At 73.5% G+C, this 17,505-nt stretch carries 2 protein-coding genes; both read left to right on the top strand.

Going from position 1 to position 17,505, the window contains the following annotated elements; genetic code table 11:
• Nucleotides 1-226: 226 nt before the first annotated feature.
• A complete protein-coding gene (locus tag NR798_RS30305) occupies nt 227-7,939 on the top strand; it encodes an SDR family NAD(P)-dependent oxidoreductase (RefSeq protein WP_375765996.1) in 7,713 nt (2,570 codons plus the stop codon).
• The gene (locus NR798_RS30300; RefSeq protein ID WP_375765995.1) at nt 7,936-17,505 is read left to right on the top strand and encodes an SDR family NAD(P)-dependent oxidoreductase; all 9,570 of its coding nucleotides are present in this window, start codon (nt 7,936-7,938) and stop codon (nt 17,503-17,505) included. The genes NR798_RS30305 and NR798_RS30300 overlap by 4 nt, the downstream gene beginning before the upstream one ends.

The raw sequence follows: 17,505 nt of genomic DNA, 5'->3' as shown, positions 1-17,505 counted from the left end.
CAATTTGAGACATGCGATTTTGGGGCGTGTCGAGGCAGGCCCTCGCATTTCTCTGCGAGTGAGGATTGGCCGCAAGCTGTGGGGGGAAGCATCCGTGAGAGGAACCAACGTGCCGGGACCGCAAAACCAAGCGAAACCCGCGAGAGACGCAATTCATTGACAGTCGGTCGGTTGACATTCACCGACAGCGCAGTGGACCTTTGACGGACACAGGAAGGCAACATCAATGACGGATAGCGAGAGCCAACTGGGGCCGGGCACCGGAGCCGCCACGAAGGCGGAGCAGGAGCAGGGGGGCGCGGACGCAGGGGCCACGCAGGGCGGAAGGGAAGCGGAGCCCATCGCGGTGGTGGGGCTCGCGTGCCGTCTGCCGGGTGCCCCGGACGCGGAGGCCTTCTGGCGTCTGCTGTGTGAGCGGAAGGATCTGCTGCAGGAGGTGCCCGAGGACCGGTGGGACAACGGCACCTGGTACGACGCGGATCCCCAGTCGCCGGGGAAGATGAACACCCGGCATGGCTACTTCCTGGAGCGGGTGAGCGGGTTCGATCCGCTCTTCTTCGGCATCTCCCCGCGCGAGGCCGCGGAGATGGATCCGCAGCAGCGGCTGATGCTGGAGGTGTGCTGGGAGGCGCTGGAGGACGCGGGCGTGCCGGCGGTGGGCCTGAAGGGCTCGCGCACGGGCGTGTTCATGGGCGCCATCTGGCACGACTACGCGGACCGGCACCTGAGTGAGCGCGCGGCGGTGACGCTGCACAGCGCGACGGGCCAGTCGCTCAACATCGTGGCCAACCGGCTCTCGTACTTCCTGGGCCTCAAGGGGCCGAGCCTCACCGTGGACACGGCGTGCTCCTCGTCGCTGGTGGCGGTGCACCTGGCCTGCCAGAGCCTGCGCTCGGGGGAGTCGCGGCTGGCGCTGGTGGGCGGCGTCAACCTGATGTTCTCGCCCGAGGCGAACGTGCTGCTGTCCAAGTTCGGCGGGCTGGCGCCGGACGGGCGCAGCAAGGCGTTCGCCGCGGGCGCGGACGGCTTCGGCCGCGGGGAGGGCGCGGGGCTGGTGGTGCTGCAGCCGCTGTCGGCGGCGCTCGCCTCGGGCGCGCACATCTACTGCGTCATCCGCGGCAGCGCGGTGAACAACAACGGTACCGGCAACGGGCTCACCGCGCCGAGCGTGCCCGGCCAGGCGGCGCTGCTGCGCGAGGCGTACGCGCGCGCTGGCGTGCCCACCAACCGCGTGCACTACGTGGAGACGCACGGCACGGGCACGGCGCTGGGAGACCCCACCGAGGCGAGCGCCCTGGGCGCGGCGCTCGGCGAGGGCAGGGCCATCGACCGGCCGCTGCTCATCGGCTCGGTGAAGGCGAACGTGGGCCACCTGGAGGGCGCGGCGGGGATTACCGGCCTCATCAAGGTGGCGCTCTCGATTTCACGCCGGCTGGTGCCGCCGCACATGTTGCACGGGGAGATCAGCACCCGCATTCCCTTCGGCGAGCTGCGGCTGAGCCTGCCGCAGCGGGTGATGCCGTGGCCCAGCGAGGACGAGCCCGCGACGGCGGGGGTGAGCGCGTTCGGCTGGGGCGGCACCAACGCGCACGTGGTGCTGGAGGAGTCGCCGGTGGGCCGCGAGGAGCTGCTGCCGCTGGCGGCGGACAGCGCGGAGGAGTTGCTGGCGCAGGCGGCGAAGGCGGAGGAGCTGCTGCAGCACGACGAGGAGCCGGTGTGCGTGCGCGACCTGTGCCGCACCTGGGCCCTGTACGCGGGGAGGGGAGGGCACCGCGCGGCCTTCACCTTCCGCACGCGCGCGGAGCTGGCCACGCTGCTCAAGTCCTTGCGGCAGGGCAAGAAGCGCACGGGGCTCCTCACGGGCGAGCCCGGTGAGCCGCCGCGCGTGGCCTTCGTCTGCGCGCCCCAGGGCTCGCAGTGGCCCGCCATGGGCCGCGAGCTGCTGGCCACGGAGCCGGTGTTCCGCGCCGGGCTGGAGGCGCTGGACACCACCTTCATGCCGCTGGCCGGCTGGTCCCTGGTGGAGGCGCTGAGGGATCCGCACGCGCGGGTGCTGTCGGATGAGGACGCCGCCGAGCCGCTGACGCTGGCGGTGCAGGTGGGGCTGGCGGCGCTGTGGCGCGCCTGGGGCGTGGAGCCGGAGGTGGTGGTGGGCCACGGGGTGGGCGAGGTCGCCGCCGCATGTATCGCCGGGGGGATGGAGGCCGCGGACGCCGTGTGGAAGGTGTACCGCGCCAGCCGCCTGCGCCAGTGGGAGCCGCTGCGCGACGAGCTGGAGGCGGCCCAGGAGCGGCTGTGGGAGCGCAACAGCGGCGTGCGCTGGGTGTCCACCCTGGCCCGCGAGGTGGGGCCGGACGGCCGCATGGGAGATGCGCGCTGCCGCACCCTGCGCCAGCCGGTGCGCTTCGCCCAGGCCGTGGAGCGCATGGTGGCCGAGGGCGTCGACTCCTTCGTGGAGCTCAGTCCGCACCCGGTGCTGTGCCGCCCGGTGGAGCAGCTGCTGCGCAAGGCCGGGCGCACCGGCGTGGTGGTGGCCTCGCTGCGGCGCGACGAGGCGCGGGCCGCCCTGCTGGAGGCGCTCGGCGCGCTGCACGTGCGCGGCGTCCAGGTGCGCTGGGAGGCGCTGCCGCCGCCGGAGACGCCGGTGGCCGTGCTGCCCTCGCCCAAGCCGCCCCCCCTGGTGCCGGGACGCACCCAGTTGCTGCCCCTGTCCGCGCAGACGCCCGAGGCGCTCGCCGAGGCCGCCCGCCGCGTCGTCGCCCGCCTGGAGTCGCATCCGCTGTCGCTCCATGACGTCTGCTACTCGGCGTCCGTGACGCGCAGCCACCTCAACCACCGCCTGGCCCTGCTGGCCCACACGCCCGCCGAGGCCCGCGACGGCCTCTCCGCCTTCCTGCGCGGCGAGGTCCGCCCGGGGCTCTCCGTCACCCGCCACGCGGATGGCCGCCACCAGCCCGTGGTGTTCGTCTTCCCCGGCCAGGGCTCGCAGTGGCTCGGCATGGGGCGCCGGCTCATGGCCGAGGAGCCCGTGTTCCGCTCCGCGCTCGAGCAGTGCGACGCCGCGCTGCGCCGCTTCGTGGACTGGTCGCTCATGGAGCTGCTGGCCTCGGACAACGGGGCGTGGATGGAGCGCATCGATCAGGTGCAGCCCGCGCTCTTCTCCATCCAGGTGGCGCTGGCCCGGCTGTGGCGCGCCTGGGGCGTGGTGCCCGACATGGTGGTGGGCCACAGCATGGGCGAGGTGGCCGCGGCGCACGTGGCCGGCGCCCTGGATCTGGTGGACGCCGCCCGCATCATCTGCCGCCGCAGCCTGCTGCTGCGCCGGGTGAGCGGCCAGGGCGGCATGGCCATGGTGGAGCTCACCCTGGACGAGGCGCGCGTGGCCATCCGCGGCCTGGAGGACTGGCTGTCCGTGGCCGCCAGCAACAGCCCCCGCTCCACCGTGCTCTCCGGCGAGCCGCACGCGCTCGCCCAGGTGCTGGAGAAGCTGGAGGCGCGCAACGTCTTCTGCCGCCGGGTGAAGGTGGACGTGGCCTCGCACAGCCCGCAGATGGAGCCGCTGCGGGAGGACTTGTTGCGCGCGCTGGAGGGCCTGGCGCCCCGGCGCGGCGAGGTGTCGCTCTTCTCCACCGTGACGGGCGAGGTGACGGACGGCGCGGACCTGGAGCCGGCCTACTGGGTGCGCAACCTGCGCGAGCCCGTGCTGCTGGCCCCCGTGGTGGAGCGGCTGGCCAACGACGGGCACTCGCTCTTCGTCGAGGTGAGCCCGCACCCGGTGCTGCTGCCCGCCATCGAGCAGACGATCGCCCACCTGCGCATGGAAGCCACCGTGCTGCCCTCCGTGCGGCGCGAGCAGCCCGAGCGCGAGGTGATGCTGGAGACGCTCGGCGGCCTCTACGCCGCCGGCCGGGACGTGGAGTGGAAGGCGCTGCACCCGGAAGGCGGCCGGCTGGTGCGCCTGCCGGACTACCCCTGGCAGCGCCAGGACTGCTGGTTCCAGCCGGGCGCTTCCCCCGTGCCCAAGGCGGGCCGGGAGGAGCGCGCCCAGTCGCTGCTGGGGCCGGTGCGCCGCTCCTCGCTGCGTCCCGGGGCCTTCTTCTGGGACGTGGAGGTGGGTGTGCAGAACCTGCCCTGGCTGGGAGACCACCGGGTGCAGGGCACCATCATCCTCCCCACCACCGCGTACCTGGACTGGGTGTCCACGGCGGTGCAGTCGGCGCTCGGCCCGGGGCCGTGGACGCTCGAGGACGTGCGCATCCACGAGGCGCTGGCGCTGCTCGGTGACGGCACGCGCCGGGCCGAGCTGCTGGTGGACGTGGGCTCCACCGGCGCCATCTCCTTCAAGGTGTCCAGCTTCATCCCCACGCCGGGCGGCAGCAGCGCGGAGATGTGGACGGTGCACGCCCAGGGGCGCGTGCGCGCGTCGGACTCCAACGGGCGCGGCGTCATGCCCTTCGTGCTGGTGGAGGACGTCCAGCGGCAGTGCTCCGAGGTGCGCCTCACCGAGGTGCACTACCTGGACATGGAGCAGCGGGGGTTGCAGTACGGGCCCACCTTCCGGGGACTCAAGGAGGTGTGGCGCAAGGACGGCGAGGCCCTGGGCCGCATCTCCGCGCCCGAGTCGCTCGCGCAGCAGGGCGAGCTCCACCCCGCGGTGCTCGACGCCGCGCTGCAGGTGCTGCTCGAGGCGCTGCCCGAGGGCGACACCACCTTCGTCCCCGTCCGCCTGCGCCGCTTCGAGGTGCTGCGCAAGGGCACGCCGAAGTGGGCCCATGCGCGCCTGCCTCCCCCGGAGACCTGGCGCAAGGGCGTCCCCCTCGAGGGCGATGTCGTCCTGCTGGACGGGCAGGGCATTCCGCTCGTGGAGGTGGAGGGCCTGGAGCTCACCGCGCTGCCCACGCGCTACGGCCGCGCCCGCTCCGAGCAGGATCGCTCCCTCTTCGAGCTGGCCTGGCGCCGCATGGGCCTGCCCGCGGTGTTCGAGCCCGGCTCGGACGACGCGCCCTGGCTCATCTTCCAGGATGCGTCCGGCGTCGGCTCCGCGCTCGCGGACATGCTGGAGTCCTGGGGTGGCCCCTGCATCCGCGTGGAGGCGGGCTCGGGCCTGCGCAAGCTGGGGGCCCGTCACTTCGCGGTGACGCCCGGCTCGCGTGAGGACCTGCGCGCCATGCTGCAGCAGTGCCTGCCGTCCGGCTCGGCCTGCGCGGGCGTGGCGTACCTGTGGGGCCTGGACATGCCAGCCCCGGACGTACCGGGTGAGCAGGCCGTGGACGAGGCGGTGCGGGCCTGCGGCGGCGCGCTGCGCATCGTCCAGGAGGTGCTGCGGCTCGGGTGGAGGGATCCGCCGCGCCTGTGGATGGTGACGCGCGGTGCCTACCCGGTGCTGGGCTCGCCCGCGACGGGAGCGCTCCAGGCGGCGCTCTGGGGCCTGGGACGCGCGGTGGGACACGAGCACCCGGAGTTGCGCTGCACGTGCGTGGACCTGGACCCGTCCTCGCCCCTGGTGGACGTGGAGGCCCTGGGCCGCGAGCTGGCGGCGCGGGCCGAGGATGAGCAGGTGGCCCTGCGGGCCGGGGCGCGCTTCGTGGCGCGGCTCGTCCGGCGCTCGGGCACGAAGGAGATGTTCATGGAGCCGCTGCTGCCCGCGGCGGGACGGCCCTTCCAGGTGGAGACGCCCCCGGCGGGCTCCTTCGGCGGCGTGTCGGTGCGCATGTCCGAGCGGCGCAAGCCCGGCCCGGGCGAGGTGGAGATCGCCGTCGAGGCCTCGGCCCTCAACTTCATCGACGTGATGAAGACGATGGGCCTCTACGTGATGAAGGGCAAGGGCGGGGCCCCCGGGGTGCCGCTGGAGGGCCTGCCGCTGGGGCTCGACTGCTCTGGCCGCGTGGTGGCGGTGGGCGAGGGCGTGACGACCCTGAAGGCCGGGGACGAGGTGGTGGCGTTCACCCCGTCGGCCATGGCCTCGCACGTCGTCACGGATGCGCGCTTCGCCGTGCGCCGCCCCGCGGGGATGAGCGCGGCCGAGGCCAGCTCCATCCCGAGCGTCTTCATGACGGCGTGGTACGCGCTGCACCACCTGGCCCGGCTGCAGAAGGGCGAGCGCGTCCTCATCCACTCGGCGGCGGGCGGACTCGGCCTGGCGGCGGTGCAGATCGCCCAGTCGATGGGGGTGGAGGTGTTCGCCACCGCGGGCACGCCGGACAAGCGCGAGCTGCTGCGCTCCATGGGCATCCCGCACGTGATGGACTCGCGCACGCTGGCCTTCGCCGACGAGGTGATGCGCCTGACGAACGGGGAGGGCGTGGACGCGGTGCTCAACTCCCTCTCCGGTGACGCCATCACCCGGAGCATGGAGGTGCTGGCGCCGGACGGCCGCTTCCTGGAGGTGGGCAACCGGGACATCCACGCCGGACGCGCGTTGGACCTGTCCCAGTTCAGCCGCCGCCTCATCTACGCGGCCATCGATCTGGTGGGCCTGCGCGAGCAGCGTCCGGCGCTGTGCGCGCGGCTGCTCACCGAGGTGGTGGAGCAGATGGCCTCGGGCAAGCTGAAGCCCGTGCGCCACCGCGTCTTCCCCGTGTCGCAGGCCTCCGAGGCCTTCCGCGAGATGGCGCAGGGCCAGCACGTGGGCAAGCTCGTCGTCACCATGGAGGACCCGGAGCTGCGCGTGGTGCCGCCGCGGCCGGGCTTCCGGGTGCGCGACGATGCGACGTACCTCATCACCGGTGGCCTCGGCGGCCTGGGCCTGGAGGCGGCCCGCTGGCTGGTGGGGCATGGCGCGCGGAACCTGCTGCTCACGGGCCGCAGCACTCCCTCCGAGGCCGTCCAGAAGGAGCTGGAGTCGCTGCGCTCCCAGGGCGCGCGCGTCGAGGTGGCACGGGCGGACGTGGCGGATTCACGCCGCCTGGCCGAGGTGGTGGCGCGCACGCGGGGGGACATGCCCCAGCTGCGCGGCGTGCTGCACTGCGCGGGCGTGCTCGATGACGGCATCCTGGAGCAGCAGGAGCCGGCGCGCTTCCGCACGGTGATGACGCCGAAGATCCAGGGCGCCTGGAACCTGCACATGCTCACCCGGGGCGAGCCGCTGGACTTCTTCGTCCTCTACTCGTCCATGTCCGGACTGCTGGGGCTGCCGGGCCAGGGCAACTACGCGGCGGCGAACGCGGCCATGGATGCGCTGGCACACTACCGGCGCCAGCAGGGCCTGCCGGCGCTGAGCGTGAACTGGGGGCCCTTCTCCGAGGTGGGCCTGGCCGCGGCGCACGCCAACCGGGGCGAGCGGCTCGCGGGCCAGGGCATGGCGAGCTTCACCCCGCGCCAGGGAGAGATGCTGCTCGAGCGCCTGCTGTCGGAGGGCGCGGTGCACGTGGGCGCGGTGGCGCTCGATGTGCGCCAGTGGCTGGAGTTCTTCCCCAGCGCGGCGTCGCTGCGCGTCTGGGATGAGCTGGCCGCCGAGCGCCATGGCGGCGCGGGCGGACGCTCCGGCTTCCTGATGGACCTGCGGCGGGCCAACGCGGCCGAGCGGACGAACCTGCTGGAGGGCTACCTGCGCGACCGGCTCGCCCAGGTGCTGCGCATCGATCCCTCGCGCGTGGGGAGGCATGAGCCGTTCCGCGGCCTGGGGCTCGACTCGCTGATGAGCCTGGAGCTGCGCAACCGGATTGAAGCCGCGCTGGAGTTGAAGCTGTCGGTGACGCTGCTGTGGGCCCACTCCACCCTGGCGGCGCTGGCGGTGTACCTGCTGGAGCAGCTGGGCCTCACGCCCAAGCAGCACACCGATGCCGCACCGGCTCCAGCGGCCCCGACGGAGCAGTCGATCATGATGAACCGGCCCTCCGCGTCCGCGGAGCCAGAGGCCCACCAGCTCGCCGAGCTGTCGGAAGGGAAGTTGCTCGAGATGGTGGATGACGCGCTGGCGGGTTGGGAGGACGCGAAGTGACTGATGACGTGAAGGACGAGCTCAAGCAGCGCCTGGCGCGCGCGGTGATGGCCATGCAGAAGATGCAGGCCCGCATCGACTCGCTCGAGCGGGCCCGCACCGAGCCCATCGCCATCATCGGGATGGGGTGCCGCTTCCCCGGCGGTGCGGACACGCCCGAGGCGTACTGGGAGCTGCTGGCGGCCGGGAGGGATGCCGTCCGCCGCGAGCCCGCCTCACGCCGCGTCAGCGCGGATCCGGGGGCGCCACGTTGGGCTGGCTACCTCGAGGACGTGAGCGGCTTCGACGCGGACTTCTTCGGCATCTCCCCGCGCGAGGCTTCCAGCATGGACCCGCGCCAGCGCCTGCTGCTGGAGGTGGCCTGGGAGGCGCTGGAGCACGCGGGGCAGGACCCGGAGCGGCTGGTGGAGACGTCCACGGGCGTCTTCGTGGGCCTCACCGGTGACGACTACTACCGGCTGCTGCCCACCGAGCCGGAGCGCATCGACGCCTACTACGGCACCGGCAACGGCCACTGCTTCCCGCCCGGGCGCGTCTCGTACACGCTCGGGTTGCAGGGGCCGAGCCTCGCGGTGGACACGGCGTGCTCGTCCTCGCTGGTGGCCATCCACCTGGCCAGCCAGAGCCTGCGCTCCGGTGAGTGCTCCGTGGCGCTCGCCGGTGGCGTGAACCTCGTGTTGGACCCGTCCGTCACGGAGACGCTCCTGCGCATGCAGGCGCTCTCCCCCAACGGCCGGTGCAGTGCCTTCGACGCCCGCGCCAACGGCTTCGTGCGCGGCGAGGGCTGCGGACTCGTCGTGCTCAAGCGGCTGTCGGACGCGCAGGCACAGGGTGACACCATCCTCGCCGTCATCCGCGGCTCGGCCGTCAACCAGGATGGACGCTCGCAGGGACTCACCGCGCCCAACATGCTCGCCCAGCAGGCCCTGCTGCGGCAGGCGCTGGCGAGCGCGAAGGTGGACCCCGCCGCCCTCGGCTACATCGAGGCGCATGGCACCGGCACGCCGCTCGGAGACCCGATCGAGGTCGAGGCGCTCGTGGACGTGCTGGGCAGGCCGAGGCCGGATGGCTCGCGGTGCGCGCTCGGCTCGGTGAAGACGAACATGGGCCACCTGGAGGCGGCGGCGGGCATCGCCGGCCTCATGAAGACGGTGCTGGCGCTCCAGCACGAGGCCATCCCCAAGCACCTGAACTTCAGCCGGCTCAACCCGCGCATCCGGCTGGAGGGCACCCCCTTCTTCGTCCCCACCGAGCTCCAGCCCTGGAAGCGCTCGGCGGTGCCCCGGCTGGCCGGCGTCAGCGCGTTCGGCATGAGCGGCACCAACGCGCACATCATCCTGGAGGAGGCGCCTCCCCCGGCCCCCGCCACGCGGACGCCCGCTCCTCGCCCCACGCACCTGCTGACGCTCTCGGCCCGCGCCGAGCCGGCGCTGATGGACCTGGCCCGCCGCCAGGCCGAGCACCTCACCGCCCACCCGGAGCTGGACGCGGCGGACGTGTGCTTCACCCTCAATACCTCCCGCACGCGCATGCCGCACCGGCTGGCCCTGGTGGCCGGCTCGACGCAGGCGCTGGCCGCGAGCCTGTCGGCGTTCGCCTCGGGCACGAAGCCGGAGCAGGTGGCCGAGGGCAAGGCGGGCAACGCTCCGCCCAAGGTGGCCTTCCTCTTCACCGGCCAGGGCGCGCAGTTCGCCGGCATGGGCCGGAAGCTCTACGACACCTCCGACGTCTTCCGCGACGCGCTGGACCGGTGCGCCGCGCGGCTCAAGCCGAGGATGGATCTGCTGTCCGTGCTGTACCCGAGGGACGGTGCGCCGTCGCCCATCGACCAGACGGGCTACAGCCAGCCGGCGATGTTCGCCCTGCAGTACGCGCTGGCCGAGCAGTGGCGCGCGTGGGGCGTGGTTCCCGACGCGGTGATGGGACACAGCGTGGGTGAGTTCGCCGCCGCGTGCGTGGCCGGCATCCTCTCGATGGAGGACGCGCTGGACCTGATCACCGAGCGCGGCAGGCTCATGCAGGCGCTGCCCCCGGGCGGCGTCATGGCCATGGTGTTCGCCACCGAGGCCCAGGTGGCGCCGCTGCTCGCGCCGTACCAGGACCGCGTGTCCATCGCCGCGCACAACGGGCCGGGCCAGCTCTCCCTGTCCGGCGCCGCCGAGGCCGTGGAGCGCATCACCTCGGCGCTGGAGGCCCAGGGGATTGCCACGCGCAAGCTCAACGTCTCGCACGCCTTCCACTCACCGCTGGTGGAGCCGATGCTCGAGGCGCTGGAGGCGAGGGCGTCGCGGATGGCGCGGGCGCCCGGGAAGCTGCCGCTCATCTCCAACGTGACCGGCCGGCCGGTGGGCCCCAACGAGCTGGGTGCTCCGGGCTACTGGCGCCGCCACGCGCGCGAGGCCGTACGCTTCCAGGAGGGCATGGAGTCCCTGCGCGGGCTGGGCATCGACACCTACGTGGAGGTGGGCCCGCACACCACGCTGCTGGGGCTCGGCAAGGCGTGCCTGGGCGAGGGGCCCGAGTGGCTCTCCTCGCTGCGCAAGGGCAAGGATGACGTGGAGCAGTTGCTGGGTGTCCTGGGGCGCTTGTTCGTCCGGGGCCAGCCGCTGGACTGGCGCAAGGTGGACCCCGAGCCCGCGCGCCGCAAGCTGGTGCTGCCGCGCTACCCCTGGCAGCGCCAGCGGTACTGGGCCATTCCCGAGGTGGCCTCCGCCGCGAAGTCCGCGCAGTCCACGGCGGGCCAGGACTCCGCTGCGGAACTGGAGGACGGCACGAGGGGCGATCTCTTCGGGCTGGAGTGGCAGCCCGCGGCGCGTCCGGCGTCCGCCCCCGCACCGGCGAGCGGCTCCTGGCTGCTGCTGTGCGATCGCGGCGGAGTGGGCGCGCGGCTCGCCACGAGCATCGAGGCCCAGGGCAGTGCCTGCGTGAAGGTGGACGCGGGCGATGCCTCGGCCCTGGAGCGGGTGTGGCGCGAGCGCTTCTCCGCGGCCTCGCCCTGCGCGGGCGTGGTGTACCTGGGCGGCCTGGATGTGACGAGCGTGGAAGGCTCGGGCATCCGCGACGCCTGCGCGGACGTGGCCACCGTGCTGCGCGTGCTGGAGGGCACGCCGGAGGTGGCGGGACGGCTGTGGGTGGTGACGCGGGGCGCGCAGGCCCTGGGCCTGGGGACGGAGAAGGTGGAGCCCGCCCAGGCGCCGCTGTGGGGACTCGGGCGCAGCGTGGCGCTGGAGAGCCCGGGCCGCTGGGGCGGGTTGATCGATCTGGCCCCCGAGGTGGGCTCCGAGGACGGTGCGCGGCAACTCTGGGAGGAGCTGCGCGCGGCGGAGGAAGAGGACCAGGTGGCGCTGCGCGGCGGCCAGCGGTACGTGGCGCGGCTGGTGGAGCGCGAGGCTCCGGAGGCGCGGCCCGTGCCCGTCCAGGCGGAGGCCACGTACCTCGTGGCTGGAGGCCAGGGGGCGCTCGGGCTCGAGGTGGCGCGCTGGCTGGTGCGCCGGGGTGCCCGGCATCTCGTGCTCACCGCGCGCAGGGCCTTCCCCGAGCGTTCTCAGTGGGAGGCGGCCCTGGCCGAGGGCGGCGAGCTGGCCGAGCGCATCACCGTGGTGCGCGAGCTGGAGGCGGCGGGCGCGAAGGTGCTGCTGGCCCAGGCGGACGTGGCGCTCCGTGAGAACATGGCGGCCCTGCTCGAGCGGGTGCGCGCCGAGATGCCCCCGCTGCGCGGCATCGTCCACGCGGCGGTGGTGTCCTCGACGTCGCGGGTGCGTGACCTGGACGCGGAGACGATCGGCCGCGTGCTGGACCCGAAGGTGGCCGGCGCCTGGAACCTGCACACGCTGACGCGGGACGAGCCGCTCGACTTCTTCATCCTCTTCTCGTCGATTTCCTCCGTGTGGGGCTCGTCGGGCGTGGGGCACTACTCCGCGGCCAACAGCTTCCTGGATGGGCTCGCGGCGTACCGGCACGCGCTGGGACTGGCTGCCACCAGCATCAACTGGGGCCTCTGGAGCGGCCGGGGTGCCGCCTCCGAGGAGCAGGGACGCTGGCTGAGGAACATGGGCGTGGAGGTGCTCGACCGGGAGGCCGCGCTGAGCTGGATGGAGCGGCTCGTGGGCGCGCGCGTGCCCCAGGCGATGGTGGCTACCATCCGCTGGGAGCGCTTCCTGCCCATCTTCGAGGCCCGCGGCCCCCGGCCCCTGCTGTCGCGGCTGCGCGCCGAGATGGCTCCCCCGCCTCGCGAGGCTCCGGTGGCGAAGACGTCCGCCGCCCCGGCCCCCTGGCGCGAGGCCCCCACACCCGCGGCCCGGCGCGAGGCGCTGCGCAAGCTGGTGCAGGACTCCGTGTCGCGCATCCTCGGGCTGCAACCCGGCCAGGCGCTGGATGCCGAGCGCGGCTTCAACGAGATGGGGTTGGACTCCATCATGGCGGTGGAGGTGAAGGAGCGCTTGCAGGCGGCGCTGGGCATGCCGCTGCCGGCCACCCTGGCATTCAACTTCCCGACCGTGCAGGCGCTCACGGAGCACCTCTCCTCGCTGCTCGAGACGGAGGCGCCCCGCGCCGCCGCGCCCGAGGTGCACACCCCGACGGCCTCGGACGAGCCCATCGCGATCGTCGGCATGGCGTGCCGGCTGCCGGGCGGAGCGGACACGCCAGAGGCCTACTGGCGGCTGCTGCGCGAGGGCACGGACGCCATCTCGGAGATTCCGGCGGACCGCTGGGACGTGGACGCCTGGTACGACGCGGACCCGGAATCGCCGGGGAAGATGTACGTGCGCGCCGGAGGCTTCCTGCGCGAGGTGGACCGCTTCGAGCCGCAGTTCTTCGGCATCTCCCCGCGCGAGGCGGAGAGCATGGATCCGCAGCAGCGGCTGGTGCTGGAGGTGGCCTGGGAGGCGCTGGAGCGGGCCGGGCAGGACGCGGGCGCGCTGCGCAACACGCGCACGGGCGTCTTCGTGGGCATCACCACGGCGGACTACTCGCGCGTCATCCTCCAGGGCGCGCCGGAGGACGTGGATGCGTGGTACGCCTCGGGCACCTCGCTGAACGTGGTGGCGGGCCGCCTGTCGTACACGCTCGGGCTGCAAGGGCCGAGCATGGCGGTGGACACGGCGTGCTCGTCCTCGCTGACGGCGCTGCACCTGGCCTGCCAGAGCTTGCGCAACGGTGAGTCCACCCTGGCGCTGGCGGCGGGCGTCAACCTCATCCTCTCGCCCGAGCCGATGATGGCCGTCTGCAAGGCGCGGATGCTCGCGGCGGACGGGCGGTGCAAGACGTTCGACGCCTCGGCCAATGGCTTCGCGCGGGCCGAGGGCGCGGGCGTGCTGGTGCTCAAGCGGCTGTCGGAGGCGCGGGCGCAGGGGGACAACATCCTCGCCGTCATTCGCGGCACGGCGGTGAACCAGGACGGGGCGAGCAGCGGGCTCACGGTGCCGAACGGACTGGCGCAGCAGGCCGTCATCCGCCAGGCGCTGGGGAGCGCGGGCGTGAAGCCCTCCGAGGTGAGCTACCTGGAGGCGCACGGCACGGGCACGTCGCTGGGAGACCCCATCGAGGCGGAGGCGATGTGGTCGGTGCTGAAGGAGGGGCGCCAGGGCGGCGAGTCGCTGTGGATGGGCTCGGTGAAGACGAACCTGGGCCACCTGGAGTCCGCGGCGGGCGTGGCGGGCATCATGAAGGTGGTGCTGGCGATGCAGCACCGGCAGCTCCCGGCGCACCTGCACCTGAAGAAGCCCAACCCGCACATCGACTGGAAGTCCCTGGGCGTGAAGGTGCCGGTGGAGCTGACGGCGTGGGAGCCGACGCAGGGCCGGCGCATCGCGGGCGTGAGCTCCTTCGGTTTCAGCGGGACGAATGCCCACGTGGTGCTGGAGGAGGCGCCGCCGGGGCCCGTGCGGACGCGGGAGGTGGAGCGGCCGGAGCACGTGCTGGTGCTGTCGGCGCGCAGCGCGGAGGCCCTGCGGGCGCAGGCGGGCCGTTACGCCCAGGCGCTGGCGGAGGGCGGCTCGGAGCTGGGAGACGTGTGCTTCACGGCGGCGACGGGCCGCGCGCACTTCGAGCACCGGCTGGCGGTGGTGGGCGGCAGCGCGCAGCGGATGGGCGAGCTGCTGTCGGCGGTGGAGGCGGGCCGCGAGGTGGAGGGCGTGGTGCCGGGGCGTGCGGTGGGCGCGGCGCCGAAGGTGGCCTTCGTCTTCGGCGGTGAGGCCGGGGCGGAGCGCTCGGTGGCCATGGGACGCGAGCTGTACGAGACGCAGCCCGTCTTCCGCGAGGCGATGGAGCACTGCGCGGCGGCCCTGAAGGGCACGCTGGAGAAGCCGCTGGTGGAGGTGCTGTACGGCACGGACTCCGCGCTGTTGAAGGAGGAGACGTACGCCCGGGCCGCGGTGTTCGCGGTGGAGTGGTCGCTCGCGCGCATGTGGAGGGCCTGGGGCGTGGTGCCGCAGGCGATGGCGGCGCGGGGCATCGGCGAGTACGTGGCGGCGGTGGAGTCCGGAGTCCTCGGCCTGGAGGACGGGCTGCGGATGGCGGTGGGCAACCTGCCCTGGCTGCATGCCGAGACGGGCACCACCGAGGGCATGGAGGTCCTCCCCCTGCACCCGGGCGAGGCGGAGTGGCCGCGGCTGTTGAAGACGCTGGGCGCGTTGTACGTGAAGGGCGTGGAGGTGGACTGGGCGGCCTTCGACGCTCCCTACGAGCGGCGCCGGGCGTCCCTGCCCACCTATCCCTTCCAGCGCCAGCGCTACTGGTGGCGGAGCGCGGCGCCTCGCACGCTGCTCGCGCCCCGGCACGAGACGGAGAACCTCCCGCACTTCGGCCGCCGGTTGCGCTCCCCGGCGCTCGACGCGCTCGTGTACGAGACGACGTACGGGCCCTCGCGTCCGGCGCACCTCAACGACCACCGCCTCAACGGGACGCTCGTGGCGGCGGGGTCCTCGCACGTGTCGCTGGTCCTGTCCGTCATCGAGGACACCTACGGCTCGCCCGCGTGCACCCTGGAGAACCTGGCCTTCCCGCAGGCACTGGTGCTCGCCGAGGACGAGGAGCGCACGCTCCAGGTCATCCTCTCGCCCCAGGGGCAGGGCCACGCGTTCGAGGTGAAGTCGCTGGGCGACGCCAGCGGCGCGGAGACCTGGGTGCTGCACGCCAGCGGTGGCGTGCGCGTGGGCCGGGCGGAGCAGCCCGAGCCGTGGACCTCGCGCGAGGAGCTGCTGGCCCGCTGCCAGGAGCGCATCTCGGGAGAGGATCTCTACCGGGGCATGAGCGAGAAGGGCTACACGCTCGGCTCGGGCTATCAGTGGATCCGCTCGGTCGCCCGGGCGGGGGATGAGATCCTCGGGGAGATGCGGCTGCCTCCGCTGCCGGACGAGCTGGAGGATTACGCCCTCTACCCGGGCTTCGTGGACTCGTGCTTCCAGGTGGTCACCAGCTGGACGCTGGAGCTCCAGGCGCGGCATCCCGACGCGATGCTCATTCCCTTCAGCGTCTCGCGCTTCACCGTCTACCGCAGGCCGCGGGGGACGGTGTGGTGCCACGCGCGCATCGAAGGGGGCGGGCGGGCCGAAGCGGGCGAGCCCATCGGCGGCGATCTGCGCATCTTCGACGACCAGGGTCTGGTGGCGGAGATCGTGGGCTTCCGGGCCCGGATGGCCAACCGCGAGGCGGTGCGCCTCAGCACGCACGCGCGGCGGGAGGAGGGGCGCTACGAGGTCTCCTGGAAGCCCGGGCCCGAGGTCCGGCCCGTCCCGGCCTCCCTGGCGGACAAGCGGCCCTGGGTGCTGCTGATGGACGCGCAGGGCGTGGGCGAGCGGCTCGGGCGCATGCTGGAAGAGCAGGGCGCACCGGTGCTCCGCGTGCGTCCGGAGGGCTTCGCGCGCGTGCCCATCGACACCCTCGTGCCGGCCCGTTGCGCGGGCGTGGTGTACCTGTGGGGTATGGACCAGCGGGTCGAGGACGACGCGTCCGCGGAGGCGGTGCAGTGGGCCGCGCTGGTGGCGAGCGGTGGTGCCCTGCACCTCCTGAAGGGGCTCGCGGGCCGAGAAGAGGCGCCCCCGGTATGGATCGTCACCCGGGGTGCTCAGGCCGTGAAGGACGCGCGCGAGGGCGTCGCGGTCGCGCAGGCGCCGCTGTGGGGTTTCGGCCGGGTGGTGGACCTGGAGCAGCCGGAGCTGCGCTGCACGCGGGTGGACCTGGACCCCGAGGACCTCGAGGGCAGCGTCCGGCTGCTGTACGCCGAGCTGGGCAGCGGCGGTCACACTCCCGAGCGGGAGGTGGCCTTCCGCGGAGGCGTGCGCCTGCACCCGGTGCTGCGCAAGGACACGGGCTCGCGCGGCGGCTCCATCCCGCTCCAGGCGGATGCCACCTACCTCGTCACGGGCGGGCTCGGTGGGCTGGGCCTGGAGGTGGCGCGGTGGATGGTGGAGCAGGGCGCGCGTCACCTGGTGCTGGTGGGGCGCCGTGCTCCCTCGGCCCAGGCCTACGAGGCGGTGCGGACACTCGAACAGGCGGGCGCCCACGTCACCGTGGCCTCCGTGGACGTGTCCAACGAGGCGGACGTGGCGCGGCTGCTCCAGCGGCTCGACGCGGACTCGCCGCCCCTGCGCGGCATCGTCCATTCGGCGGGCGTGCTCGATGATGGGGCGCTCCCGCAGCAGGACCTGGAGCGCTTCGAGCGCGTGATGGCGCCGAAGGTGGCGGGGGCGTGGAACCTGCACCGGCTCACCCTGGGCCGGCCGCTGGACTTCTTCGTCCTCTTCTCCTCGGCCTCCGCGATGCTCGGCTCGCGAGGCCAGGCCAACTACGCCGCGGCGAACACCTTCCTGGACGCGCTCGCCCACGAGCGGCGTGCCCGGGGTCTGGTGGCGCAGTCGCTCGACTGGGGCCCCTGGGCCGAGACGGGCATGGTGGGTGGGCCGGATGGCGGCCTGGCGCGCGCGCTCGAGCGCCGGGGCATCCGTCCCCTCGCGACGAAGCAGGCCCTCGCGCTCTTCGGCGAGGCGCTCGCGAGCGGCCGGCCGCAGGTGGCCCTCATGTCCGTGCAGTGGCCGGTGTACCTGGAGGTGCTCGGGGCCAAGGGGCGCTCGTCCTTCTACGAGGCCGTGGCACCGGCCCGCGCCACCACGCCGAACGCGGCCGTGGCCTCCTCGCAGCCGCGCCATCCGCTCGCGGAGCGGCTCAAGCTGGCGCTGCCCCACGAGCGTCCGCAGGTACTGGCGGACAGTCTCCAGGCGGAGGTGGCGCGCGTGCTCCGGTTGGAGCCCTCGCAGCTGGACTGGCGGCAGGGGTTCGCCGAGCTCGGCATGGACTCGCTGATGGCCATCGAGCTGCGCAACGTGTTGCAGAAGGAGCTCGGCGTGTCCGTGCCGGCGACGGTGGCGCTGGACCATCCCACCATCGACTTCCTGGTGCACCACCTGCTGGAGAACGTGCTGAAGCTCGAGGTGCAGGAGCCACGGGGGAAGGCGCCGGAGACGAAGCCCGCGCCCGAGCCCGAGGGCCAACTCGCGGAGTCGCTCGACGCGCTGTCCGACGCCGAGCTGGCGCGGCTGGTGGCCGAGGATCTCGCCAAGGATTCGTGA

The sequence above is a fragment of the Archangium gephyra genome (assembly GCF_042230915.1).
Taxonomy (GTDB): Bacteria; Myxococcota; Myxococcia; order Myxococcales; family Myxococcaceae; genus Archangium; species Archangium gephyra_B.
This window is presented reverse-complemented; position numbering and strand designations above follow the sequence as displayed.

Excerpts from the sequence above, each read along its gene's own strand:
- NR798_RS30305 (WP_375765996.1), top strand. The coding sequence starts at position 227 with ATGACGGATAGCGAGAGCCAACTGGGGCCGGGCACCGGAGCCGCCACG.